This window comes from Gardnerella sp. KA00718 (assembly GCF_049244285.1).
Classification (GTDB): domain Bacteria; phylum Actinomycetota; class Actinomycetes; order Actinomycetales; family Bifidobacteriaceae; genus Bifidobacterium; species Bifidobacterium vaginale.
This window is the reverse complement of sequence record NZ_CP058370.1, coordinates 929695-954147: the sequence shown is the minus strand read 5'-3', so window position 1 is coordinate 954147 and position 24453 is coordinate 929695. Positions and strand designations below refer to the sequence as shown.

Sequence of the window (24453 nt, the reverse complement as noted above, 5' to 3'; positions counted from 1 at the left end):
AAATGGCAGCAATTACTGCAGCGTTGATTAAGCAGGTGCGCGAAGAAACTGGCGCTGGCATGATGGACGTTAAGAAGGCTCTTACCGAAGCCGAAGGCGATGTAGCTCGCGCTAAGGAAATTATCCGTGCTAAGGGCATTCAGGCCGCTGGCAAGCGTGAAGGTCGCAAGGCTCAGGAAGGAACCGTTGCTTCTAAGGTTGTTAAAACTGCAGAAGGTGAAACTGGCTATGCAGTTGAATTGAATTCCGAAACCGACTTTGTTGCTAAGACTCCAAAGTTCGTTGAATTCTCTGAAACCGTGTTAAGCAATGCTATTGAAGCTGACGCTTCTAGTGCAGAAGAGCTTCTTGCAGCTAAGGCTGGAGATGCTACGGTTAAGGAAGAAGTAGAAGAAGCAGCAGCTTTGTTTGGTGAGCACGTTAAGGTTGGGCAGATTGCCAAGATTAGCGGTCCTCACGTTGAGGTTTATGCTCACAAGAAGTCCGTTGAATTACCTCCAAGCATTGTTTCTATGATTGCTACCGACGAAGCGGGCGCTAAGGTTGCTCACGAAGCTGCTTTGCAGATTTCCGCTATGGGCGCTCAGTGGCTTCGCCGCGAAGATGTTCCAGCAGATGTGTTGGAGTCTGAGCGTCGCGTTGCTACAGAGAAGTCTTTAGCTGAAGGCAAGCCAGAGAAGATTGTTCCAAAGATTGTTGAAGGTCGTTTGAATGCCTTCTTCAAGGAAACCGTTCTTCTTGAACAAGCTTATGTTAAGGATCCTTCCAAGACTATTGGCGACTTGTTCAAGGAAGTTGGCGGCTCTGCTTTGGCTTTCGCTCGCGTTGAGGTTGGCAAAGGCTCTGCTGAATAATTTTTAAGCGAAAGCTTATTAAAAATTCATAAAACAAGAATGGGTTTGCGTGATAAGTCATGCAAACCCATTCTTTTAATTTATACATTATAAAATCGTGTTTTGCTGTGTCGTCATTGAAAGATATCATGGCAAAGATATGCTTGCGTTCGCCGTTATGACTGGAGGAAAGTTTTATGACTATCGCACAAGCGGGGGAAAGCAAGTCTCGTAGAGTTTTATTGAAGCTCTCGGGAGAAGCATTTGGCGGTGGAGCCGTTGGTATTGATACTCATGTTATTCGTAGAATTGCTGGAGAAATTGTAAAAGCAGTGCATGAAGGCGTGCAAGTTGCAATTGTTGTTGGCGGTGGAAACTTCTTCCGCGGAGCAGAACTTCAGCAGGCTGGAATTGATCGTAGCCGTGGTGACTATATGGGTATGCTCGGTACTGTTATGAATTGCTTGGCTTTGCAAGATTTTCTTGAACAAGCAGGGCAGGCAACGCGTGTGCAAACTGCTATAACAATGGGTCAAGTTGCAGAACCTTATATTCCACTTAAGGCAATTCGACACCTTGAAAAGGGTCGTGTAGTTATTTTTGGCGCTGGTGCTGGAATGCCATATTTTTCAACCGACACTGTATCAATTCAGCGATCTTTGGAAATACATTGCGATGAGGTTTTGATGGGCAAGAATGGTGTAGATGGCGTTTATAGCGCTGATCCACGGAAAGATAAGAACGCGAAGAAATTTGTAACGTTAAATTATCAACGTGCTCTTGTCGATGGTCTTGCTGTTATGGATGCTTCTGCACTATCTATGGCTAGAGATAACAAGCAGAAGATTCGCGTATTCGGATTAGAGGGTGAAGGAAACGTCACTAGAGCACTGGTTGGTGAGGAAATCGGAACTTTAGTTTCGGATGCTGAACCTACATTTGCTTAAATATGCGAATATTCATAATTTGAATATTTAAAATTTAATAAACATGAATAGATAGTTAAATAATAAATTTTAAAATTGGCACATACCGATAAAGGAGAATACATGCCAGCGATTATCGATCAGGCTCTTGAACAGATGAACAAGTCTGTGGAAGCTACTAAAGAGAACTTCATGGGTATTAGAACTGGACGTGCTAATCCTGCTCTTCTTAATGGCATTATGGTTGACTATTATGGTGCTCCAACATCTATTAAGGCTGTTGCTTCTATTGGTGTTCCAGAGCCTCGCACTCTTTCTGTAACTCCTTTTGATGCTTCGCAAGCTAATGCTGTAGAAAAGGCTATTCGCGATTCAGATTTAGGAGTAAGCCCTAATAGAGATGGAAATGTAATTCGTGTTACAATGCCAGAACTTACAGAAGACCGTCGTAAAGAATACGTAAAACTTGCTAAAACAAAAGCTGAAGAAGGTAAGGTTGCTGTTCGAAATATTCGCCGTAAAACCAAGGAGAATATTGATAAGTCTGTAAAAGATGGTGAAATCGGCGAAGATGAAGGAGAGCGCTTACAAAAAGAGCTTGATAAAGTTACGAAGCAAGTAACTGATTCCTTAGACGCTTTGCTTGATGGCAAGCAGAAGGAAATAATGGAGGTCTGATTCTTCAGAAACTTTTAGGTTGAATGGGTGTCGTATGAATCAAGAAAATCTTGGAGAATTGTCTAACAAAGCTGATTTGTTAACTAATAACAATTTAGTCGGTAATAATAAGTCGGCAAAATCTGATTCTTCACATGAAAAGACCATTAACGGCACCCATGATACTTTAGACGATATAAATCGTCGTACTGGCAGAAATATGCCTCAGGCTATAGCGACTGCGATTTTATTGGTTGCTGTGATTGTTGCTTGTCTTGTAATTAGCATCGATACTTTTGTTATTCTTTTAACCATTTTTATGGTTCTCGCGTTGTGGGAGTTGCATGTAGATTTTGCTACGGCAGGTTTCAGGATTCCATTTCTGTTATTGTCTGTTTGTTCTGTAATCACTATTCTTTCTGCTTTTTATGCAAGATGGCATACTGTTGCTATGGCTAGTGGCATAACAGCATCATTGCTTTTAACTGTTGTTTTTGCTACATTGAATAGCACTGTTTCGCAAAGGACTTTACGCGCTGTAGAAAAAAAGCTCCAGCATCCTACATCATCTAAAAGTGCAAAGGCAAATACTTTCACTAATACGGCAGTCTCATTGTTTGTTGTATTGTATATTCCTTTGCTTGCCTCATGCATTGTTTTGTCTTTAACAAATACTAAGTATGCTATAGCGCATGCGATGCTGCTTGTGTTTCTACCAGCTTTAAGTGACACTGGTGGTTTGTTTGCTGGTGCGTGGCTTGGTAAGCATAAGCTCTCTCCTCGTATTTCTCCTAAGAAATCAATAGAGGGTCTTTTAGGGTCAATGCTTTTTGCTTTGATAGGTGCTTACGCTATCATATCTGGCTTCTATGGATCTTCTTGGATAAAATTCTGGTGGATGCCAGCAATAATGGGTGTTGCATCAGGCATGGTTGGTACCTTTGGTGATTTATGTGCTTCAATGCTTAAAAGGGATATTGGTATTAAGGATATGGGGCATTTGCTTAAAGGTCACGGTGGCGTTTTAGATAGAGTGGATTCTATTCTGCTTTGTGCGCCTGTTCTTATGGCATTGATTAAGGTTGTAGCGTTCTAATTTATAGGTAATATTTTAGATATTAATCGTTTGTTTTGTCATAAAAACATTACAAGTAACCGTCATGGTTTTCTACTAACATGAGGATTTATGACGATTTGTTCTATTCCTAGTCCTAGTATTTCTCAGATTACATTAGGACCTATAACGTTAAGATTTTATGCTTTATCAATTCTTGCTGGTGCACTTGTTGCAATGTGGATTACCACTCGTAGATGGAAACGAGAAGGCGGAGATTTTAATCAGATATTAGATGTTGCACTGGTTAGTCTTCCGTCAGGAATAGTTGGAGCACGTCTTTATCATGTTATTACCACTCCCGAAAAGTTCTTTGGACCTAAGGGAGATTTGTTGGAGATATTTAGAATTTGGAATGGTGGCTTAGGAATCTGGGGAGGAGTAATCCTAGGATCTATTGCTGCAAGCGCACTGTGTACCTATAAAAAATATCCAATAAGCTTGCTTGCAGATGCAGCTGCACCTAGCTTGCTTATTGCACAAGGTATAGGGCGGTTAGGTAATTGGTTTAACCAAGAACTTTATGGTGCTCCAACTACTTTGCCATGGGGCCTAAAACTTAATTATTCTGCTGCAAATGCTATAGGACACAGTGAAAGTTGCTACGATGGTCTCACATGCCCAGAGGGTACTCTGTTTCACCCTACTTTCTTATATGAAATGATTTGGAATTTTGCAGGCGCAGCCTTGCTTATTTCTTTCGGCAAAGTTCTTAAGAGAAAACTTAAATCTGGATCTGAGTTTGTTCTTTACGTAATGTGGTATACGGCAGGAAGAATGTGGATTGAGTCTTTAAGGATTGATTTTTCACATACTTTTCTTGGAGTAAGAATTAACGTATGGGTTTCTATAGTTATATTTATTATTTCAATTATTGTTTTTATGATTTTGCAAAATACCCACAAGTCACGAACAGATCTTGTGAATCGTCTTATTGATATAACTGCAGATGAACGTGAGCGTGAATCTCAATCTAATTCAAATATTAAAACAAAAAGATTATCCTAAAATATTCTTAAATAATATAGATATTTTGTTTTTCTAGTCGCTTGCTTTTCTTAGAATGGAACACATGAATATACAAATAGCACCTAGCATTCTTTCTGCAGATTTTTGCAATCTTGAAAGAGATCTTATAGCAATTTCAAATGCTGATCTTGTTCACGTTGATGTTATGGATCATCATTTTGTACCGAATCTAACTTTAGGGGAGCCGATTGTAAAACGCATTTGCGAAGTTACTAGTCTTCCTGTAGATGTTCATTTGATGATTGAGGATCCTGATCGTTGGGCTCCAGAGTACGCAAAACTTGGTGCTGATTCTGTGAGCTTCCATATGGGTGCCACTCATGCGCCTGTTCGTCTTGCTCGTCAGCTGCGAGACATGGGTTGCAAAGCTTGTTTTGCAGTCCGCCCAGCTGAGCCAGTTGAACCTATTTTCGATATTCTTGATGAATTCGATATGATTCTTATTATGACTGTTGAGCCTGGTTTTGGTGGACAAAAGTTCTTGAGCAATCAAATGGGTAAGGTTCGTCGTTTACGTGATGAAATTACTCGTCGTGGATTGGATACTCATATTCAGGTTGATGGTGGAGTAAGCCCTTCTACAGCTGCTATAGTCGCAGAAGCTGGTGCTGATGTGCTGGTTGCAGGATCTGCTGTTTATGGAGCTGAAAATCCATCAGCTGCTATTGATTCTATTCGTAATATTGCGCAAGAGGCTTGGCGAGCATAAAACTTTTATTGGGGCATTTTTAGAATAATGCCCCAATATTTTATATATGCAAAATAGAATACAATTGGTAAGTCTTTTAAATTATTTTTAAGGAAATAGGTATGGTTAAGTTCATTTCTAATCAGGAGTACAGTCCTGAAGCACTTGATCGAGTTTTTACTGTACCTAATGTGATTAGTTTTCTGCGTATATGTTCTATACCATATCTTGCCATTTTAATTGCGCAAAATAAAATGGGAGTTGCTCTAATCGTTCTTGCTATATCTGCTTTTTCAGATTGCGTTGATGGTTATATTGCCAGAACTTTTAATCAGGTTAGCAAGTTAGGGCAGATTTTAGATCCTGTTGCAGATAGGCTTTTAATAGCATGCAGCATTTTAGCTTTAGCGTTTGCCAAGATTATACCTTGGTGGGCGTTGGCTCTTGTTGTTTTGCGAGACATAGTAATGGCTATTTTGATTGTTATTCTTGCACAATATGATTATGGACCTTTACCAGTGAATTTCATGGGTAAAACTGGAACAGCATTATTGATGATTGCTATCGTATTATTTATGATTGTTTATGCTGTTGCTACTGAACCAATGCTTATTTTGTATGCTGCAGCGATAGCTTGTGCAATTTGGGGAATAACACTTTACTGGTTTGCTGGAGTATTGTATTGCATTCAAGCCTATAAGCTATTAATAAAAAAGTTTAAATAAGGATTATAAGTAGTATAAACTGGTTTGAATAACGGACATATTATGGTGCAAAAGACTTCTAATCTAAATCATGATGTGAATAACACTGATAATAGTGTTATTCCAGAGTCTTTTCCTGCTCCAACCGTTATCTTATTTTCAAAACGCAGAGCAGTTTTTTCCAAATCTGTATTTGCTCTTGGTCCTCATCATGTGACTAATTCAAGTTATAACTTTTCTAACCATAATGAAAAAAGACGTCGTATTGAAGACTATTCATTACGCTTAATTGACGATTTAAGCAATAGACCAGTGGATCCTCTTTTTATGGATTCCCGTCTTAATAAGCAGAATGTTAGTAAGATTAATCTCTGGATTACTAGAATAATTGTCTTTATTATTTGTGTTGCTCTTGGTACTGTGGGAAGCCAATTTGTGCGAAAATTGCATACGGATTCTCGTAAAGCCATACGTTTATCGTTAGCTAACGAGCTTACTTCTCACGCAAGCCGTTTTGACAATCTTGTTAAAGATGTAACTAGATTGCGGGCTAGTGTAGATCGTGAGTCAAAAAGAATTAATACTCCTTATGAAAATCAAGTTGATAAATCTGACAATATGACGAATGGTACACATGGCGTTGTAGGGTCTGGAATTGTTTTAACTATTGCTAATCCTATTTCTACAAACAATGACGTCTCTAGCGGCAACATTCCTAGAGAAATGGCTAAAGGAGAAAGAATTAGGGTTGTTACAGATAGAGATATTCAGATTTTTGTTTCCATTCTTTGGGATGCAGGCGCAGAAGCAATATCAATAAATGGTCATAGAATTGGCGCTCAAACGTCCATCCGTACTGCTGGGTCAACTATTCTTATAGGTGTTAATCAGACTCAAAGCCCTTATATGATTGAGGCTATTGGAGACAGTTCTAGTCTTATTGAAAAGTTAAATTCTCAAAAGCGTTCTCCGTGGTTTGTTTCTCTTAGCGACGCAGGTATTAATCCGCAAATTTCTAAGTCAAATACGCTTAAACTTTCTGCTGCGGGAACTGGTGAAATTAATTTTGCAAAAGAATTATTGAGTAGGAGATAGGAAAATAGGTTATGACAGCTGTTCTTGGATTGATTTTAGGTGCGCTTATTGGGATTGTTGTACATCCTGATATTCCAGTAGTTATTCAACCTTATCTGCCGATTATGGTTCTTGCAGCCTTGGACGCTCTGCTTGGAGCTGCTAGAGCTTATTTTGAGCGTAGTTTCTCTGATAAGGTGTTTGTTATTTCATTCTTTTCGAATGTTATTGCTGCTACTCTTTTAGTTTTACTCGGAAACCAACTTGGAGTTGGAGCACAATTGCAAACTGCTGTTATTGTTGTATTAGGAATACGAATCTTCTCTAACGTTTCTGCAATACGTCGTTTTATATTTAGAGGCTGATATGCGTCACCCATTTTCTAATACATCAAAAAATAACATAAAAAACGACAATTTAGACGATACTTTTGATAAAAATGTTGACAAAAATATTGATAAAAATATTGACAATATCGTCAGAAAATTGCATCTTCAGCATGCTAAAGATCGCGAAAGTGATCGTACACAAACAGGTTCTTTCCCGATTGTTAAACGAAAAAATAAGCCTTCATTGCAAGGTCATATTACGCGTACTCGTATTTTAACTGGCTTACTTGTTATGCTTCTTTGTGCATTGCTTGGATTTGCTTATATGATTCAAGTTAATAGAAGTACACTTGTATATCAGACGATGAGTGAGGATGAGCTTACTCGTTTAATTACAGAGACTAATTCGCAAATACAAAATCTAGAGCAGCGAAAGTTTGAGTTAACTAGCCAGCTTAATTCTTTAAAAGCATCTGTTAACAAACAGGAGGAAGCTGCTAGGATTGCTAAGCAGAATTCTCAGACGAGTGGTTTAATATCTGGTCGTCTTCCAGCTGTTGGTAAGGGAGTAATTATTCACATTACTGCTGGAGAAAAAGAGCGTGTGGATGCTGCTACAATGTTTCAACTGCTTGAAGAGCTTCGTAATGCTGGAGTGGAGGTTATGTCTGTTAACGACATACGTATAGTAACTTCTAGCTATATTTCTGACACTAAGCATGGGTTATTGTGTGATGCAATTGAGATTAATCCTCCATATGTTGTTAAGGCTATTGGCGAGCCTCAGAACTTGCAAAACGCCGTAAATATTGCTGGGGGAGTTGGGTCTAGATTAAAAGTCAAATTCGGTGCTTCCGTATATGTTTCAACGCCTGAAGAGGTTGAAATTCGCTCGACACGCGAACCAAAACAGTATCAATATGCAAAACCGGTCGAATAAGAAGGTAAAATAGCAATTATGACTGAACCGATTCCTACTGCTGGCGAAACAACCATTATTGGTATGCCAGCTATTACCATTCCAATAAACTCTAATGCAGATCGTCCTCTTAGGCAGGATGATTTAGATACTATAGCAAAGCTGCTTCCTGGTACCGCTTTACTTATTTCTACACGTGGAGCAGTTTCTGGATCGCGTTATTTACTAGATGAGGACGTCGTTTCTGTTGGGCGAGATTCTAGAGCCGATATTATGCTAGACGATTCTACTGTCTCTAGAGCTCATGCTGTTTTTCGTAGAAATGGTACTGTTTTTAGCATTGCTGACGCTGGAAGTCTAAATGGAACGTATGTTAATCGTAACCGTGTTGATGAAGCTATTCTTCATAATGGTGACGAAATTATGATTGGCAAGTTCCGATTAATGTTCTTTACGTGTGACGCTGTTACTAAACGATAATGACTTTTGAAAACTCTCCTGAAGATAGTGCGTTGGTTGATTCTTTAAAATATGATCATCAGCCAACGCAGGGGGAACTGTTTTCGTTTTCGGATGATGAAGAGTATTCCACAGGATACCGTGGAAGTGTTGCTATGAATATCGCTGGTATTACATATAGACAACTTGATTATTGGGCTCGTAAACACATAATTGAGCCTTCTATTAATCCGTCTCATGGTTCTGGGTCTCGTCGTTTATATTCATTTAAAGACATTGCAATTATGGCGGTTTCTAAGCGACTTTTAGACGCTGGAGTAAATCTTACTAATGTGACTACTGCTATAGTGTTTTTAAATTGTTTTAGTGTAAAGCATCTCGAAAATATGACCATAATTTGCGATGGTCAATCTGTTGTGGAATGCGATAGTAATCAGGAAAATATGCGAGATATGCTTGAATGTGGCACAGCTGTTTTTGCTATAGCTGTTGGTCGTATTGTTAAACAGGTTAAAGCTGATTTAGACTCTGCATTATCTAAGTAAATTTCTAATGTATTTGTATATTTTATCCCTAAAATATATCTAATCTGACATAACGTACATTATCGGATAAATACTCATATATTTTTTAGCACGAAAAACAAATAATATTTCAAAATTATTCAAAATACTCGTTAATGGCATTATTCAAATCAGAAACACTGTCGATAATACGATATGCTCCGTGAGTTTTAAGCTCACCAGGCTCGGCATAACCCCAAGAGCAACCCAAACAATCAATATTGCATGCTAAAGCGCCATCAACGTCCGTCCAACGGTCGCCAACCATTAAAGCACGGTCTCGTAAAGGATCGAATTCAATATTTTCAAAAACATAGCGAATAACTTGATCTTTATTAATCCTAGACATATCTTTGCTAGCACCATAAATACCATCAATCAAGTTTGTCAATCCAAAATGATCACAAATTGGTTTAACTTGATATTCAGGCTTGCAAGATGCAGTAGCAAGATAATAACCAGACTTTCGTAGCAACTTAAGTTGCTCAGGAATGCCATCATAAACTTTGTTCAAAAAATTCCCAGTAATCATATCACCATTTGGATTATCAGGATCTATAAAAGTTGCAACTTCGGAATAATATTTCCTATACAATTTAACGCCTTCAGATTGCAATTCTTTAGGCATATGATTCCTCTGAAAAGATTCAAGTATAGACGGTCCAACAAAACGCAACATTTCAGTATCATCAGGTATTTGCATACCAAGATCAGACATCGCTTTTTTAGCGCAGGCAATAATACCAGCATGCGATTGTGTTAAAGTACCATCTAAATCAAGAAGAACAACTTTCATGACAGCTTATTTCCCTTAGAAGTGTTTTGTTTGTAAAAATAATTCTCACTCGTAATCAGGAATCCAACCCTCATGATGCATCTTTAAACGCTTATCAAGTAAAGCTTTAAGCTCTTCTTCACTTCTACGCTCTAAAAGCATATCCCAATGCGTGCGAGCTGGCTTATTAAAATCATCATCTGGCCTGTCTGCATCGCCTTCCTTATGTGCTAATGCACCACAACGGCATTCCCACTCTTCAGGGATCTCGGCACCTTGAGCAAATGGAAGAATCGTTCTGTGACCCTTAGGGCACACATATGCAACATCGTTACGAGCAGCGAAATCAACATTATCGTCGGATTCCAATGATTTAGCTCCAATGCTCATTCCACGTAAACTGCGCTCTGCCATAATATATTATTCTCCTTTTTGTTTTCATTATAAAGCTAGCGAATTGCACGGACGATACACAAAGGTATACCATGATATATCAATAACATATCAAACATCACAATAAGCAACTACCCCGCGATTAATAAGTTTAGCTGCTTCATAAGCATTGTGAGCTAAAGAATCATCTACGTTAGGCAATATTTTCAAATATTCGCTAGCAACAGCAAGTTGATTAAGTAAGTCAATAAGTCTTTTTGCAAATCTGACAAAATCACCACCAGTTATGTCAGTATTTTGCAATATGTTGAGTAAATCAGCACCTTGAGCCCAATCATAAATCATATCAATTGCACCAAAATCAAGAGGTCTTAAAGCATCAAGATGATTATTCAAGCACATATCACTTATACGAATAAATAATTCTTTCATCTTTAAAACTGTATTGAATACAGGCGCATTTAATCCTCCAGGATACCTACGCGGCTCTCCCCCAGCAGGACCCCTAGATTCATACACTAATGCAGATAAACAAGACAATAATTGAATAGGAGTTAGATTATTAAAAATTCCTTCACAAATTGATTGAGCAAAAACAACATCAAGCTCGTTGTAAAGTCTACGAAGCAACTGACCCTTGTCTGTTAACACTAAAGCATCGTTCGTATTTTTTAAATAATCTAATCTACAAAGTACTTCACAAATACTATCAAAACATCTTGCAACTGAGCCAGTACGAGAATTATAGCGATCCTTAACCTGATTTAGTTCACGCATTTCTCGAGCCCAATAATAACCCCAGTGTAAATGTTCTTGAATATCTGGGCATCCTGCACAAGGATGGTTACGCTCCTCGTTGCGTAAGGTATCGATAGTTTTATCTAATTCTTTAAAAGCTTTAGCACGTTCAACTTCACTAGCAAATATTGTGTGCTTAAGTTTTCTGCGCTGATCATGTTGAGCATCTTTAAGACGCATTCTAAGAGTCATAAACTCAGAAAAATCACCTTGAGTGCAATGAAATGCTTGTTCGTAGCCGTTAATAGCTTCTTTAAGATCCTCAATACGACTTAAAAGCCTTTGAGCAGAAGCATTGGCTTCCCATTGAGCAAAAGAACTGCTTAGAGTTATGCGAGCAGTTTTAACATCACTATTATTTAGAAGATTAACAGCCATGTTGAATGTAGGAACAAAGCTAGAATGAAGAGGATACACACGTTTACTAGACAAGGATGCAGCCTTAGAAGGATCAAAATCAGGATTGTCAATTAACACTGCATGACCAATATCATCTATGCCACGTCTGCCAGCGCGACCAGTAAGTTGTGTGAACTCACCAGGAGTTAGCGGAACATGACCTGTACCATCAAATTTAACAAGTTTTTCAACAACAACACTTCTCGCAGGCATATTTAAACCTAAAGCAAGAGTTTCTGTAGCAAAAATAACCTTAATAAGACCGCGTTCAAAAAGCGCTTCTACAATATGGCGAAAAATAGCAATCATACCAGCGTGATGAGCTGCAAAACCTTGTTCAAGAGCATACCTAAAACGCTCAAATCTAAGTGCCTTTAAATCGCTTTTGCTTAGCTTATTTTCCGCAATCATAGAATCAACTATTCTGCGGATTTCATACATTTCTTCATCGCTAGTAAGAGATAATCCAGCGTTTAAACATTGTTGAACAGCCTGATCGCATCCTGAACGAGAAAAAATAAAATATATTCCTGGTAGCATATCAAGATAATCAAGCTCATCTATAACAGCCCACCTTTTAGGGGTGTGTCTAACAGCAACTTCTCCCCTATTACTTTTAGATGAATTATCATATCTGTTAGAAAACTTATTCTTAGAAAACTTGCCTTTGCTAAAACGTTTATTTACATTACGATAAGATGCTTTACGTCGTAAAGAGGCATTCTCCCATTGAGTGATTTTTCTTGTTAAAGCAAGATTTACATGATTGGTGCTATTACCATTTTTATCAACATCATATAAGTTAAGTAATTCAGGCTCTGTGCGTCCATCCTTTTGGATAATAACATGTCTTTCAAGTGGAACAGGACGATGCTCATCTACAACCAAATGTGTTTCTCCGCGCACAGAAGAAATCCATGCACTAAAATCTTCCACATTAGAAACAGTTGCAGAAAGACCAATAATCTTAACGCTCTGAGGAAGATGAATAATAACTTCTTCCCACACAGCACCCCTGAACTTATCTGCAAGATAATGAACCTCATCTAAAACAACAAATCCAAGAGATTTAAGAGTAATTGAACGTTCATAAAGCATATTGCGTAAAACTTCTGTAGTCATAACAACAATATCAGCCTCTGGATTAACCGAAGTATCTCCAGTTAAAAGTCCAACTCTATCTATTCCATAAACTTCACAAAAATCATGATATTTTTGATTACTTAAAGCCTTAATAGGAGTTGTGTAAAATGTTTTAACTCCACGATTTACGCCTAGAAAAACAGCAAAATCAGCAACAACAGTTTTACCTGCTCCAGTAGGAGCTGCCACAAGAACATTATCTCCATTTTCCAGTGCATCAATTGCTTCTGCTTGAAAATCATCTAAATCAAAACTTAAAGATTGTTCAAATTTTGCAGCCATAGTTCGAGAGTGCTCAATAGTTTGCTTAAACAAATTAAACCGTTCAGCTGGAGATAAAGGAATTTCAGAATCATTCTTGTAATCGTTTGAATCAACAAGAATATCATTTTTCTTTTTCTTGCGATATGACGTCTTAGACATAAAAAAGTTTAGTTCTTTCTTCTTAAATCAAAATAATTTTAAGTTCGCAATTCACTAAGATTCTTTTGACTCTTTAAAATTAGGATTATCAATATCTTCTTGACGCAACGACTTTGTATTCCAATTTTGCCAAATGGACTTATGGGTTTCTCTTATACGATTATGACGATCATTAACCTTAATTCGAGTATGCTCGTATCTACGTGCCGCATCCTTTATAGGACGAGTGAATAGCGGGCTTGTATCATTATCTAAAGAATCATTATTGTCTTGAAGTCTTTCAAAGCAAGAAGAAACTTTTTCAAGAAAACTTGAAGAATTTTCAAAAATCCTAAAAGCATTTCTAATAGCGAAAACAGTCCCGCATGCAATCATACAAAGCATGAAAAGCGTAATAATAACCCAAATCCACCACGGCATTTTAATTCTCCACAATAGGAGAATCGCTATGATCAACACTCAATTCACGTTGAGCACGAGCAATAATCATAGTACGCAAAGTTTCTGGAGAAACAGCTTTAATATGACGAGCATGCGCAATACAGAAAGCAACAAACCAAGAATCTGAGCAAACAGTCAAATGAACTTTAACTCCACTCCCACAAGGCTCAACCGTAGCACCTGAAAGACTCTTTAAGAAGTTTAAATCAGGTTCATCAGTGATAAAGCATGTTTGCGTACCATTGTCAAAACTCCACTTACGAAGTTCGCTAATAGGAACATCTGGAATTTCTACAGGGCAAACAGGCGTAATTACCTCTGCATGCTCAATGCGAGCAACGCGAAGAACTTGCCAAATTCTAGGCAAACCATTTGCCTTATTGATAGAAGTATCCTTCGCAACTAGACTACGTTTATCTTCTGGAGCCTGATTTTCAACATCAGTCCAAACTGCAACGTAATAAACGCCTTCATCAACAAAAATCTTAGAAGGTGCAACAACTTTCCTACGAGTTCTGCCTGCTCCGTCTGTATACTCCATGTCAATTAGAGCACCAGCATTAATAGCGCTACGAACTATAGAACAGTTTCTAGGCTCTACTTCATAACCAGTAAGGCTCAGCCAAGGAGTTTCACCTGGACGCACATGCCTACGCAAACGCATATACAAAGCCTTAGCCTGGTCTCTCTGTTCAACAGGAAGAAGCGGAGAATGAGCAAGATAATTAACTGATGCGGTCAACATGCTCATATACTGTTGAGAAACACCAGCCAAACGCTCAAGCCCTAATGAATTTGTTGCAGAAACAATTCCTTCAGCTTCTAGCAAAGACCAATCAATATCGAAGAACTGACTACCAGCCATCTCTCCATCATCAGATACAGTCGTAAGAGTATTGATATCTTTGTGCAAAATAGCAACAAATCTACGAAGTTCGTCTTCACTCTTTGGCTTTCCTATAAATCTAACAGCAAGCTCATCCAATGGGAACTCTTCACCAAGATGTGCAGAAAGGAAGAGCATTAATCGAAGTCTGCGATCAACCTCACTGCCAGTTTGGAAAGATGCTTTCTTTTGGCGTGATTTGTCTGGCTCAGAGTCAGACAAATCCTGATTATCGTCAGAGCTATTTTGCGATAAATCGTCTTGCTCAACATAATCTTCATCGCAAGACACAAATTCCGTTGCAGCATTAAGTCTACGATGGAATGCATCTACTGCTTCTTGTGGACTTACAACACAAGAACCTGGATGTTCAAGAACGAACATCGCTAAATCATCTGAATCAGTATAAGCAACATTCAAATGCTCGCCATCAACATCAACTGTTGCGGCGAATCTACGTGAATCAATAACCTTAACTAATGCATCTGGAATTGTCTGAGTGCCTAAACCTGGAGCGATAGAATCAAGACCTAGTCCAGGTATAGGAGTTTGAGGAACTCTTGGAGCTGTGCGAGACGCAGAAGAATGCTGTTGCTCAACTTTACGAGATTCAGAAGAAGAAATGGACATAGACCTAGCCAAATAATTGGCAGCAGCCAAAACAGGAAGTTCTTCTTGCTCGAAACGTATACGAACTCTTGGCTCATCGCCAAGCTGCAATCTATAAGATGCAAAATCTTGCCCTTCGGATTTGGAAGAATATTCTGGCTGTCGTGACTCAATTGCAATTCCCATAGCCGCAAGTTTTGCACGATCCCTTTGGAACTGCTTGGCAAAAGCTGCCTTAGCAGCCTGATCAGCAAGCTCTCCATATGAATCAGCATAAGCTTTAACTCGTTGTGCAATCTGACGCGAAGTCAGCCATTGTGGAAATGCGGAAGACAACACCGCTAGCACATCTAGCTCATGTTTGCCCCACTTATCGGAAAAACGACGTCTTCCGTTACTTCCTTCTGCCATTGGTCCTCACGTATCGTTTCTTTTGTAGTTTCCTTCCATGCATAGAGAATCTGCGATTAATGTAAGACGCTAAATCCTCCACACACACTTTATCTATTTTAATGGTGTTTTGCTATACGTGTGGACATTTTTAAAAAAACTCATGATTTTTCTTATTTTATTATTTTCAAGGGTAAGAGAACCCTTGAAAACAAGCCATTTCACGCGCGACACGCCATAAATATTTTTTAATTCTCAAATTTCACACGCTATTTACACCCATTCATCTGGTTCAATACCCTGAGGCCCAACAAATTCCCCATTTGGAACGTAGCTTGGCTCTCCAGTATCTTCTAAAACAGCATCGGAGAACATAGAAACCTGATTACCAAATGTCCAATCACCACGAATAGTAACTGACTTTGCAGCAGCTAAAGCAGGCACCGAATAAGGGAATCTTTCGTTGAAATCATTGATATTTCGATAATAACGAGGATCGAGATCAATATCTGGGAATATGTAGTTGCCATCCTCCATCTCATAAGAATCAGTAAGATGGAATCTGTCTGAACGCATTATAAACAAATCATTAGTTGTCTTGACAGGCAAGAATCTCATTCTATCTACTTCTACACAAATAGCATCATTAAAAAGCGAAATTGCAGCACCCATCGCAGTTTCCAGCTGAATAACTTTCTCGCTTTTTTCATTTGTAGGATCAATAGTTTTTCTATTGCAAATCACAGGAAGAGGAAGAACTCCATTGTATTCTTCCAACTTTTTTTGTAATGCGTCAACGCGAACCCAAATATTATTTGTATTAAAATAGGGATGTTTCTTAATACTTTGAGCACTTCTTCGATCTTCTGGATGAACTTGAGTCATTTCTCGAAGCATCATTCTTCCAGTTTCGAGATCTCTAACAATATGACCACCTTTACGATCGGCTTGAGTACGCTTAGCAACCTCAATCATTATTGAAGCACCCGTGTTTTCAAAGTGCTGAGCAAGAGTACGAGAAGGTCTAGCGCCTAAATTATCTGAATTTGAAATAAATAAATATTCAATACCATTTTTCTTCAAAACGTTTAACAATCCTGATTCCCAAATTGTAGAGAAAATATCTCCATGACCTGGAGGACACCACTCTAACTCAGGATCTTCTGGATAAGAAACTGGCTCACAGGTTTCCTCTAGCAATTTCGGTTCTTGATGCTGAATAATTTCAACAGGAATGTTTTCTTGAGAAAATTTACGATTACGCTTCAGCACTTGTAATGTATCTTTAGATGTGCGGAAAGAGTTCATAAAAATAAGAGGTAAATCAACACCTAAGCGTTGGCGTGCTGTAAGAACCTGACCGATTATTATATCTATAAATCGCATTTGTCGAGCTTTGTGCCTACGGACAGGCAACAAAGATTTTGCGCACGACAATCCCATAGACGTTCCCAAACCACCATTAAGCTTAATAAACGCTGTTTTTGCAAAAGCGTTTACAGCTTTATCATGATCAATAGTCTCATAAATTTCGTGAAAATTTGGAACACTCTTAATAGGCTCTACAGTGTTTTCGCGAATAAATTCACCAGACTTATCATTAATCCACGAGTCATAAAGATGCGCAAATTGATTAATCGCAATCTCACTCATACCTTGTTCGCGCATCTTTGCAGCGGACAATTCAAAAGTGTCGCCCATTTAAGACAGCCTCCTTGTATGCATTATGTTTAATAGTTTATCTATTCAATCTATATGTTGCAAACAAGGTGAATGGATTTTATTACTAAAAATCAAAAAAATAGCACAACAGGCGGAATCAAACCCATTGCGCTATTATTCATAATTAATCTAAAAATTAGAATTAATCATGCTTTTTATTATTTTTATCTTGGTTAGTATTTTGACTATCATCTAAATTCTCGTCACCAGTTTCTAGATGATGCTCATCGTAGCCTTGCAAGTAACGAGTACGACGCCAATGGTGAATAGAAGCGTTTGTACCGCGGTGATGCACGTGGTACTTTCTAGGAGTTCCACCGTACGGAAGCTCTTTAACTTCCTTAGCAACAGCAATCTGATTCACGTTAGAAGGATCCATAATTGCGATTGGCGCAACAGGTTCTGGTTCAGTCGGAGCTGCAGTTCTGCTACTGAGCTTTGATGGGAGCCATTCAGCAAACCAAGAAAGCGCCCAGCAAATCAAGAAGTACACAACTGCAGCAACAGTCAAAGTTTGCAAAATGTTAAAGTACATTGATCCAAGTCGTCTAGATTCTTGGAGCAAATCAGTGTACATAATGATGGAACCTAATGCAGTGTCTTTTAACACAACAACAAGCTGAGTTACTGCTGCTGGGAGCATTGCGATGATAGCTTGTGGCATTTCGATTTGTGTTAAAGACTGATATTGAGATAGTCCAAGTGCCAAAGACGCTTCACGCTGACCGTTAGGAAGATTTCCAACGCCAGATCGAACTAGCTCTGCAACAACGGAACCGTTGTACAAGATCAAAGACAACACAACGGCCCAGTAAGACGCGCCACTTATTCCAGCAAACGCAAATCCTCGCCAAAGGAAGATCATAAGCAAAAGCACTGGCACAGCGCGGCAAAACTCAACTACAACGGCAGAAATGCTGCGAAGAAACAGGTTAGGCAATAGTCTTAAAAGACCAAATAAAAGTCCAAAAACTATCGATCCCACAACGGCAAGAAGTGAAGCTTTAAGAGTCATCCACAATCCTGGAAGATAAAAATCAGTCCACGCTTCCGATTCCACAGCTGGATTCCACAAATCCCACGAAAGCTGATTTTCGCCTTCGGGAGGATTGCTAAGTCTTAAAAGCAAAGCAATAACAATAAGTGCAAACACAACGCACGCAACAATATTTGCAATGCGAATCTTTTTTAAAGCCTTAGGCCCAGGCGCATCAAATAACAGAGATTTTTCTTGTTTTTTTGCCATTTTCATCACCTTCTAACCGCAAGCTTATTAGACAAATAAGTTGTGAAAATACCGATTGGAATAATCAACACAATGTATCCGCACGCAAAAATCAAAAAGATTGGAACAATCAAATCTGCATGCCTTTCAATCATCTCACTCATAAGAGTAGATGTTTCAGTTGCAACAGATGCAGCTGCAGCAACAGTGGAATTTTTAAGCAACGCAATAAAAGTGTTTCCAAGAGGTGCTACAGATCCGCAAAATGTTTGAGGCAAAATCACATTAAAAGCCGATTGGAAGAAGTTAAGTCCAAGCGCTCTACATGCTTCTGCCTGACCCAAAGGTACGGTATTTAAACCAGATCTTAAGGATTCGCAAACAAAAGCTGCAGTGTAGAAACTCAAGCCAGCAATTGCAAGCCAGAAGAAGTTTACGCTAAAAACAGTTGAAAAACCGAGCTTTAGCTGAGCATACACGCCAAGAACCATAAATACCATGATTATTGTTAGAGGCATATTCTTAAAGAACTCAACGTATGCGCTTGCAATAATTCGAAGCGAATGAATTGGACAAATCCTCATCATAACTAGAATCACACCAAGAATCGTTGAAAAAAGCACGCTCCACAATGTGATTTCAATATTCACCAAGAATGCTCCTGGAATATTGTATGAAGTAAATAATTGCACAAAGTCTTGCATTTTACTCCTCCCCCTCATTTGGTACTGGCGGATTATACTTTGCGTTTGGCTTAAAACCAGTTCCGCGCATGTTATCGTCTAAAGCTCTTTTCCATGAACCATTTTTAATCATGTCTTTAAGAGCATTATTAATGCGCTTAGCTAGCTTCGTGTTTCCTTTTTTAATGCCAATGCCATAGTGCTCTTCAGTAAATGGCTTACTAACAAGCTTTAGTCTGCCTCTAGATGCTGTAGCAAGACCAGCGAGAATAATATCGTCTGTTGTAACAGCGTCTACGATTCCAGAGAATAATGCTGTTGCACATTCTGCATAGCCAGGCTGTTGCATAAGTTGAACTTTTGAAGAGTACTTCTCTTTAATAACTATTGCAGACGTAGAACCAGTTACTGAGCATAAACGCTTTCCGTCTAAATCGTCTGGACCGCTTACTTTATGCTCGTCTTTGCGAACTAATAAATCTTGACCTGCAATAAAGTATGGTCCAGCAAAAGAAACAGTGTTTTTTCTAGCATCTGTTATGGAATATGTTGCAACAATCATATCTACATCGCCATTTTGAAGCATTGCTTCACGCTGTTTTGAAGGCGATTCCTTCCAAACAATCCTATCTTCGGAGTAACCCAACTTTTTGGCAACGTACTTTGCAACGTCTACATCAAAACCAACGTAAGTTCCAGACTTTTTAAAGCCAAGACCAGGCTGATCAAACTTAATGCCAATGCGTATTACATCGTTGCGACTATTTTGACTGCAAGCGCTAAGTGGTAGAACGCAGCACAATGCGCAAATCATAGATAAAATTGCGCGATATGTATGTCTTAATCCCAGTTTGTAACGCTTACACTTAAGCGCAATATTGTGTAAATATTTCATAACTACCTCTTAAAGATTTAAAAAATCGCTATTAATGATTTAAAAACGAGTCAAATTAATGAGTCAAAATCTTTGAAAGGAAGTCTTTTGCTCTGTCTGTCTTTGGATTTTCAAAGAACTCTTCTGGTGTATTTTGCTCAAGAATTCTGCCATCTGCCATAAACACGATTTTGTCTGCAGCTTTACGTGCAAAGCCCATCTCGTGAGTAACGCAAATCATGGTCATTCCTTCTTTTGCAAGCTCAACCATAACATCAAGAACTTCGTTAACCATTTCTGGATCAAGCGCAGATGTAGGCTCATCAAAAAGCATAACCTTTGGATGCATTGCAAGCGCGCGAGCAATTGCCACTCGCTGCTGCTGACCTCCAGAAAGCTGAGAAGGCATTTTGTTAGCTTGATTATCAACACCAACTCTAGCAAGAAGATCCATTGCCAAACTTTCTGCTTCTTGCTGCTCCATATGACGAACCTTAATAGGAGCAAGCGTAACGTTTTCTAGAATCGTCTTGTTTGCAAAAAGATTAAAAGACTGGAACACCATTCCTACTTCTGCACGCAATGCGGCAAGTTCTTTTCCCTCTTGAGGAAGAGGCTTACCATCAATGCGAATGTCTCCAGAGTCAATAGTTTCAAGACGATTAATCGTCCTGCACATTGTTGACTTGCCAGAACCAGAAGGTCCAATAATAACAAGCACTTCGCCTTTATTAACAGTCAAGTTAATATCTTTTAAAACGTGAAGCTTACCGTAGTGTTTTTCAACATGGCTAAGTTCCACCAACGGCTGTGCTACTTTTTTTGTGTTGTTTAATTTAGTATCCATAAAAAGGATTCTAATGTTCTTTTGTTACATGCGTTTATCGTAATAGTTACTTTTAAACGCTTATAAAGTTACGGAAAACAATAAAAATGATACCAAAATGTTAATTTTAGTTTAAAAATGCCGTTAAGTTCGGATTTCCTAATACAATCACACAACTTAACGGCATTTATTAGCAATATTTAAATTGTAAATTATTGCATTCTATTATATTTACGATTACTCGTCTTCTTCTGGATCGTAATCGACGCCAGTTTCAGCACGCTGTTCGTCAGAAATTGGAGCAGGAGCGCCAGTTAGAGGGTCGCGTCCGCCGCCAGCCTTAGGGAAGGCGATTACGTCGCGAATCGAGCTTGCGCCCGCAAGAATTGCAGCAGTACGATCCCAGCCCAAAGCAATACCAGCGTGAGGTGGAGCACCGTACTTAAAGGCTTCAAGCAAGAAGCCGAACTTTTCTTCTGCTTCCGCTTTGTCGATTCCAAGAACATCAAGCACGCGATCTTGAATATCGTCGCGGTGAATACGAACGGAGCCACCGCCCATCTCGTTACCGTTGCACACGATATCGTAAGAATCGCTCATTGCATGCTCTGGATCTTTATCGAACTTATCAATCCAATCAGCAGATGGCATTGTAAATGGATGGTGCATAGAAGTCCACTTAGAATGGCCAACTGCAACATCATCATCGTCTGGATCATCTGTGCGCTTAAACAATGGGAAATCAACAACCCAAGTAAACGCAAACTCATCTGGGTGAAGCAATCCTGCGCGGCTAGCAAGCTCTACACGAACTGCACCAAGCAAAAGCTGAGAAGATTCACGGCTTCCTGCTGCAAAGAATACAGCATCGCCATCTTGCGCACCAACAGCTTCCTTAAGTCCTGCACGCTCTTCTTCGCTAAGATTCTTAGCAACAGGGCCTTTTAGCTCACCATCTTCACCAAAGACTACATAAGCCAAGCCCTTAGCTCCACGCTGCTTAGCCCAATCCTGCCATGCGTCAAACTGACGACGAGGTGTATCTGCACCGCCCTTAAAGAGCACAGCGCCAACATAAGGAGCTTGGAACACGCGGAATGGAGTGTTCTTAAAGAAGTCAGTCAACTCAATAAGTGGGTTTCCAAAACGCAAATCAGGCTTGTCGGAACCGTACTTATCCATAGCTTCCTGCCAAGTGATTCGAGGCAAAGGAAGAGTAATCTCGTGACCAGCTTCCTTCCAAATAGCAGCAATAACGCGCTCTGCCATAGCCATAACATCTTCTTGGCTTGCAAAGCTCATTTCCATATCAAGCTGAGTGAACTCAGGCTGACGATCAGCACGGAAATCTTCATCACGATAGCAGCGAGCAAGCTGATAGTAGCGCTCAACACCAGAAACCATAAGCAACTGCTTTAAAAGCTGAGGAGACTGTGGAAGAGCGTACCAAGAGCCTGGAACCAAACGTGCTGGAACAACAAAGTCGCGAGCGCCTTCTGGAGTGGACTTAATAAACGTTGGTGTTTCTACTTCTGTAAAGTCCATATCTTCCAAAGCGTGACGAGCTGCCTTAGCCATATCAGAGCGAAGCTTTAGATTACGCTGCATTGATGGGCGGCGCAAATCAAGATAACGATACTTCAAACGAACATCTTCGCTAGGAAGCTTGTTTTCAGACTCGTTTTCCAATGCTGTAGAAACCTGGAATGGTAACGCATCGGACTTAGCGAGAATTGTCATTTTATTCGCAACGATTTCGATTTTTCCTGTTGCTAAATGGTCATTTTCATTGCCATCTGGACGCAGGCGAACTTCGCCAGTAACCTGAACAACAAATTCACTACGCAATGGTCGCGCAGTTTCCTCATCGTAAATAACAACCTGCACTAAACCTGTGTTGTCACGAACATCTACGAAAGCTACGCCACCGTGATCACGGCGACGATCAACCCAACCAGCAATGGTTACGTTCTGTCCGACCAAGGTCTCAGTCACTTCAACGGCATGGTGTGTGCGATACGCCGTCTGGCTCATAAGTCCACTTCCTTGTTTAAATAATTTTGTTAATTTTTGTTTTGACTTTAATAGTTTACCGCATGAATCGCGCGTTCAAATATTGCAAAATATATTCTTAAAATATAAAGCAAATTATTGAGCGCAAGAAACAGTCTGCCGGGCATAAACAGTATCTGGTTGCCAAGACGTGGCGTCTGCAGAAACTTGTTCCCCAGTAATAATATTCTTCACTTCATCATGGTTAGATTCAGAATCTGCACTATCAGCTGGGAACCACACATAAGGAATACCTAACTTATCTGCATATTTTATCTGCTTACCAAGTTTTGCTGCACTTGGAGAGACATCGGCAGCAATTCCTCTAGCACGAAGCTTTCGAGCAATCTCGTTACAAGCAGACCTATCTTCCTCATCCCAAACTGCCACCAATACTGCAGCAGGAGAAACACGGGAAACAGTGGCACCAGCTGTGTGAAGCATATAAGAAAGTAAACGCGAAAGTCCTATAGAAAGACCTACGCCTGGATACTTTTTATTACCTTGAGAAACAAGATTATCGTAGCGTCCGCCAGAGCAGATTGATCCAAGGGATTCAGCACCATCCAAGAATGTTTCATACACAGAGCCAGTGTAATAATCCAATCCTCGCGCAATCTTCAAATCTGCCACAACAGCACCTGGACGAATTTTTGCTGCATCGTCCACAATCATTGCAAGAGTTTCAACACCTTGTGAAGCTAAAGTGTACGATTCGTTATCTTCACTGCGAGAAATATCATGCTTATCGCATAATTCATCGAAACGAGACTTCAACTCATCTCCTGTTTCAGCAGTAAGTTCAGCCAATTCTAAGCATGCAGCAGCTTGGGAGTCCGTAGCTCCGCACTCTTTTACCAAAAGCTTAGCAACTTCTTCAGCGCCAATTTTGTCGAGTTTGTCTATTTCTCGAAGAACTCCCTCAATATCGCTTAAACCAATACCTCGATAAAAACCTTCAGAAAGCTTACGATTATTGGCGTGAACAGTGGCTTTAGGTAATCCAAATTCGCGCAAACGTTCAAGTGCTTCTACCATAACAAGAGGAAGCTCTACTTCGTAGTGAGACGGCAAATCACCATTCCCCACAACATCAATATCTGCTTGAACAAATTCACGGAAGCGTCCTTCTTGCGGACGTTCGCCGCGCCAAACTTTTTGCATCTGCCAGCGTTTAAAAGGAAAAGCTAAATCGCCAGTGTGTTCAACAACATAACGACTAAGAGGAACTGTTAAATCAAAATGCAAACCTATTCGATTTTCAACAGGAGTGTCGCTTTCATGCCCCACCTCTTGCAATCTAGACAAAAGATATATTTCTTTGCTAGTTTCGCCTTTTTTTAACAGACTTGAACCCTGCTCAACAGCACGAGTTTCAATGCCTATAAAACCATTTAATTCAAATACTTCCCGCAATGTGTCCATAACACGCTGTTCAACAGCGCGCTCACTAGGAAGCCACTCTGGAAAACCAGATATTGATGAGCCTTGTACCATGTCCACTATAATAGGTTATGTT

At 39.5% G+C, this 24453-nt stretch carries 24 protein-coding genes; 12 read left to right on the top strand and 12 right to left on the bottom strand.

Features of this window, described 5'->3' with window-relative positions; translation table 11 throughout:
- The first annotated feature begins 2 nt into the window (after positions 1–2).
- The 12 genes from tsf to HXT55_RS03765 all read left to right on the top strand — a co-directional run bounded on the left by tsf (position 3) and on the right by HXT55_RS03765 (position 9277).
- Positions 3–854 carry a translation elongation factor Ts gene (tsf, locus tag HXT55_RS03820; protein ID WP_116437777.1) on the top strand — a complete coding sequence of 284 codons (852 nt, stop codon included), beginning with the start codon at positions 3–5 and terminating at the stop codon, positions 852–854.
- Between the two features lie 176 nt (positions 855–1030).
- On the top strand, positions 1031–1780 hold the full coding sequence (gene pyrH, locus HXT55_RS03815) for a UMP kinase (RefSeq protein WP_004111656.1): 750 nt from the start codon (positions 1031–1033) through the stop codon (positions 1778–1780).
- A gap of 102 nt (positions 1781–1882) precedes the next feature.
- The gene (gene frr / locus HXT55_RS03810; RefSeq protein WP_415682260.1) at positions 1883–2437 is read left to right on the top strand and encodes a ribosome recycling factor; all 555 of its coding nucleotides are present in this window, start codon (positions 1883–1885) and stop codon (positions 2435–2437) included.
- A gap of 34 nt (positions 2438–2471) precedes the next feature.
- Entirely contained in the window at positions 2472–3512 is a 1041-nt protein-coding gene (locus HXT55_RS03805) for a phosphatidate cytidylyltransferase (RefSeq protein ID WP_004115096.1), read from the top strand.
- Positions 3513–3602: 90 nt separating this feature from the next.
- A complete protein-coding gene (gene lgt / locus HXT55_RS03800; protein ID WP_004115095.1) occupies positions 3603–4538 on the top strand; it encodes a prolipoprotein diacylglyceryl transferase in 936 nt (311 codons plus the stop codon).
- 64 nt (positions 4539–4602) lie between these two features.
- A complete protein-coding gene (rpe, locus tag HXT55_RS03795) occupies positions 4603–5268 on the top strand; it encodes a ribulose-phosphate 3-epimerase (RefSeq protein ID WP_004111648.1) in 666 nt (221 codons plus the stop codon).
- Positions 5269–5369: 101 nt separating this feature from the next.
- Positions 5370–5972, top strand: coding sequence for a CDP-alcohol phosphatidyltransferase family protein (locus tag HXT55_RS03790; protein WP_004115092.1), 603 nt, complete (start codon positions 5370–5372; stop codon positions 5970–5972).
- 42 nt (positions 5973–6014) lie between these two features.
- Positions 6015–7046, top strand: a complete 1032-nt coding sequence (locus HXT55_RS03785; protein WP_004111644.1) for a DUF881 domain-containing protein — start codon at positions 6015–6017, stop codon at positions 7044–7046.
- Positions 7047–7057: 11 nt separating this feature from the next.
- Complete coding sequence (locus HXT55_RS03780; RefSeq protein WP_004111642.1) at positions 7058–7390, top strand: small basic family protein; 333 nt, start codon at positions 7058–7060, stop codon at positions 7388–7390.
- Position 7391: 1 nt separating this feature from the next.
- Complete coding sequence (locus HXT55_RS03775; protein ID WP_101892087.1) at positions 7392–8294, top strand: DUF881 domain-containing protein; 903 nt, start codon at positions 7392–7394, stop codon at positions 8292–8294.
- A gap of 18 nt (positions 8295–8312) precedes the next feature.
- The gene (locus tag HXT55_RS03770; RefSeq protein WP_004111634.1) at positions 8313–8753 is read left to right on the top strand and encodes an FHA domain-containing protein; all 441 of its coding nucleotides are present in this window, start codon (positions 8313–8315) and stop codon (positions 8751–8753) included.
- On the top strand, positions 8753–9277 hold the full coding sequence (locus HXT55_RS03765) for a MerR family transcriptional regulator (protein ID WP_421792505.1): 525 nt from the start codon (positions 8753–8755) through the stop codon (positions 9275–9277). Before HXT55_RS03770 ends, HXT55_RS03765 begins: the two co-directional genes overlap by 1 nt.
- 115 nt (positions 9278–9392) lie before the next feature.
- On the opposite strand, the gene HXT55_RS03760 is transcribed toward HXT55_RS03765, so the two are convergent.
- The 12 genes from HXT55_RS03760 to hisS all read right to left on the bottom strand — a co-directional run bounded on the left by HXT55_RS03760 (position 9393) and on the right by hisS (position 24431).
- Complete coding sequence (locus HXT55_RS03760) at positions 9393–10091, bottom strand: HAD hydrolase-like protein (RefSeq protein ID WP_004111632.1); 699 nt, start codon at positions 10089–10091, stop codon at positions 9393–9395.
- A 45-nt stretch (positions 10092–10136) separates the two neighbouring features.
- Positions 10137–10484: an RNA polymerase-binding protein RbpA gene (locus HXT55_RS03755; protein WP_004111625.1), complete on the bottom strand. Its 348-nt coding sequence runs from the start codon at positions 10482–10484 to the stop codon at positions 10137–10139.
- A 90-nt stretch (positions 10485–10574) separates the two neighbouring features.
- Entirely contained in the window at positions 10575–13226 is a 2652-nt protein-coding gene (locus HXT55_RS03750) for a DEAD/DEAH box helicase (protein ID WP_421792503.1), read from the bottom strand.
- Positions 13227–13280: 54 nt separating this feature from the next.
- On the bottom strand, positions 13281–13646 hold the full coding sequence (locus HXT55_RS03745) for a hypothetical protein (RefSeq protein WP_004111620.1): 366 nt from the start codon (positions 13644–13646) through the stop codon (positions 13281–13283).
- 1 nt (position 13647) lies between these two features.
- The gene (locus HXT55_RS03740; RefSeq protein WP_004115086.1) at positions 13648–15573 is read right to left on the bottom strand and encodes a helix-turn-helix transcriptional regulator; all 1926 of its coding nucleotides are present in this window, start codon (positions 15571–15573) and stop codon (positions 13648–13650) included.
- A 252-nt stretch (positions 15574–15825) separates the two neighbouring features.
- Positions 15826–17253: a UTP--glucose-1-phosphate uridylyltransferase gene (locus HXT55_RS03735; RefSeq protein ID WP_004115085.1), complete on the bottom strand. Its 1428-nt coding sequence runs from the start codon at positions 17251–17253 to the stop codon at positions 15826–15828.
- 163 nt (positions 17254–17416) lie between these two features.
- Positions 17417–18520, bottom strand: coding sequence for an amino acid ABC transporter permease (locus tag HXT55_RS03730; protein WP_004115083.1), 1104 nt, complete (start codon positions 18518–18520; stop codon positions 17417–17419).
- 5 nt (positions 18521–18525) lie between these two features.
- Positions 18526–19203, bottom strand: coding sequence for an ABC transporter permease subunit (locus HXT55_RS03725; RefSeq protein ID WP_004111612.1), 678 nt, complete (start codon positions 19201–19203; stop codon positions 18526–18528).
- Position 19204: 1 nt separating this feature from the next.
- The gene (locus tag HXT55_RS03720; protein ID WP_020759719.1) at positions 19205–20077 is read right to left on the bottom strand and encodes a glutamate ABC transporter substrate-binding protein; all 873 of its coding nucleotides are present in this window, start codon (positions 20075–20077) and stop codon (positions 19205–19207) included.
- Between the two features lie 55 nt (positions 20078–20132).
- Positions 20133–20903, bottom strand: a complete 771-nt coding sequence (locus HXT55_RS03715; RefSeq protein WP_004137994.1) for an amino acid ABC transporter ATP-binding protein — start codon at positions 20901–20903, stop codon at positions 20133–20135.
- A 216-nt stretch (positions 20904–21119) separates the two neighbouring features.
- Entirely contained in the window at positions 21120–22916 is a 1797-nt protein-coding gene (aspS, locus tag HXT55_RS03710) for an aspartate--tRNA ligase (RefSeq protein ID WP_004111605.1), read from the bottom strand.
- Between the two features lie 114 nt (positions 22917–23030).
- Positions 23031–24431, bottom strand: a complete 1401-nt coding sequence (gene hisS / locus HXT55_RS03705; RefSeq protein ID WP_004117838.1) for a histidine--tRNA ligase — start codon at positions 24429–24431, stop codon at positions 23031–23033.
- Positions 24432–24453: the final 22 nt, after the last annotated feature.

Coding starts and splice junctions, on each gene's coding strand:
- tsf (WP_116437777.1), top strand. CDS start 3: ATGGCAGCAATTACTGCAGCGTTGATTAAGCAGGTGCGCGAAGAAACT.
- pyrH (WP_004111656.1), top strand. CDS start 1,031: ATGACTATCGCACAAGCGGGGGAAAGCAAGTCTCGTAGAGTTTTATTG.
- frr (WP_415682260.1), top strand. CDS start 1,883: ATGCCAGCGATTATCGATCAGGCTCTTGAACAGATGAACAAGTCTGTG.
- HXT55_RS03805 (WP_004115096.1), top strand. CDS start 2,472: ATGAATCAAGAAAATCTTGGAGAATTGTCTAACAAAGCTGATTTGTTA.
- lgt (WP_004115095.1), top strand. CDS start 3,603: ATGACGATTTGTTCTATTCCTAGTCCTAGTATTTCTCAGATTACATTA.
- rpe (WP_004111648.1), top strand. CDS start 4,603: ATGAATATACAAATAGCACCTAGCATTCTTTCTGCAGATTTTTGCAAT.
- HXT55_RS03790 (WP_004115092.1), top strand. CDS start 5,370: ATGGTTAAGTTCATTTCTAATCAGGAGTACAGTCCTGAAGCACTTGAT.
- HXT55_RS03785 (WP_004111644.1), top strand. CDS start 6,015: ATGGTGCAAAAGACTTCTAATCTAAATCATGATGTGAATAACACTGAT.
- HXT55_RS03780 (WP_004111642.1), top strand. CDS start 7,058: ATGACAGCTGTTCTTGGATTGATTTTAGGTGCGCTTATTGGGATTGTT.
- HXT55_RS03775 (WP_101892087.1), top strand. CDS start 7,392: ATGCGTCACCCATTTTCTAATACATCAAAAAATAACATAAAAAACGAC.
- HXT55_RS03770 (WP_004111634.1), top strand. CDS start 8,313: ATGACTGAACCGATTCCTACTGCTGGCGAAACAACCATTATTGGTATG.
- HXT55_RS03765 (WP_421792505.1), top strand. CDS start 8,753: ATGACTTTTGAAAACTCTCCTGAAGATAGTGCGTTGGTTGATTCTTTA.
- HXT55_RS03760 (WP_004111632.1), bottom strand. CDS start 10,091: ATGAAAGTTGTTCTTCTTGATTTAGATGGTACTTTAACACAATCGCAT.
- HXT55_RS03755 (WP_004111625.1), bottom strand. CDS start 10,484: ATGGCAGAGCGCAGTTTACGTGGAATGAGCATTGGAGCTAAATCATTG.
- HXT55_RS03750 (WP_421792503.1), bottom strand. CDS start 13,226: ATGTCTAAGACGTCATATCGCAAGAAAAAGAAAAATGATATTCTTGTT.
- HXT55_RS03745 (WP_004111620.1), bottom strand. CDS start 13,646: ATGCCGTGGTGGATTTGGGTTATTATTACGCTTTTCATGCTTTGTATG.
- HXT55_RS03740 (WP_004115086.1), bottom strand. CDS start 15,573: ATGGCAGAAGGAAGTAACGGAAGACGTCGTTTTTCCGATAAGTGGGGC.
- HXT55_RS03735 (WP_004115085.1), bottom strand. CDS start 17,253: ATGGGCGACACTTTTGAATTGTCCGCTGCAAAGATGCGCGAACAAGGT.
- HXT55_RS03730 (WP_004115083.1), bottom strand. CDS start 18,520: ATGGCAAAAAAACAAGAAAAATCTCTGTTATTTGATGCGCCTGGGCCT.
- HXT55_RS03725 (WP_004111612.1), bottom strand. CDS start 19,203: ATGCAAGACTTTGTGCAATTATTTACTTCATACAATATTCCAGGAGCA.
- HXT55_RS03720 (WP_020759719.1), bottom strand. CDS start 20,077: ATGAAATATTTACACAATATTGCGCTTAAGTGTAAGCGTTACAAACTG.
- HXT55_RS03715 (WP_004137994.1), bottom strand. CDS start 20,903: ATGGATACTAAATTAAACAACACAAAAAAAGTAGCACAGCCGTTGGTG.
- aspS (WP_004111605.1), bottom strand. CDS start 22,916: ATGAGCCAGACGGCGTATCGCACACACCATGCCGTTGAAGTGACTGAG.
- hisS (WP_004117838.1), bottom strand. CDS start 24,431: ATGGTACAAGGCTCATCAATATCTGGTTTTCCAGAGTGGCTTCCTAGT.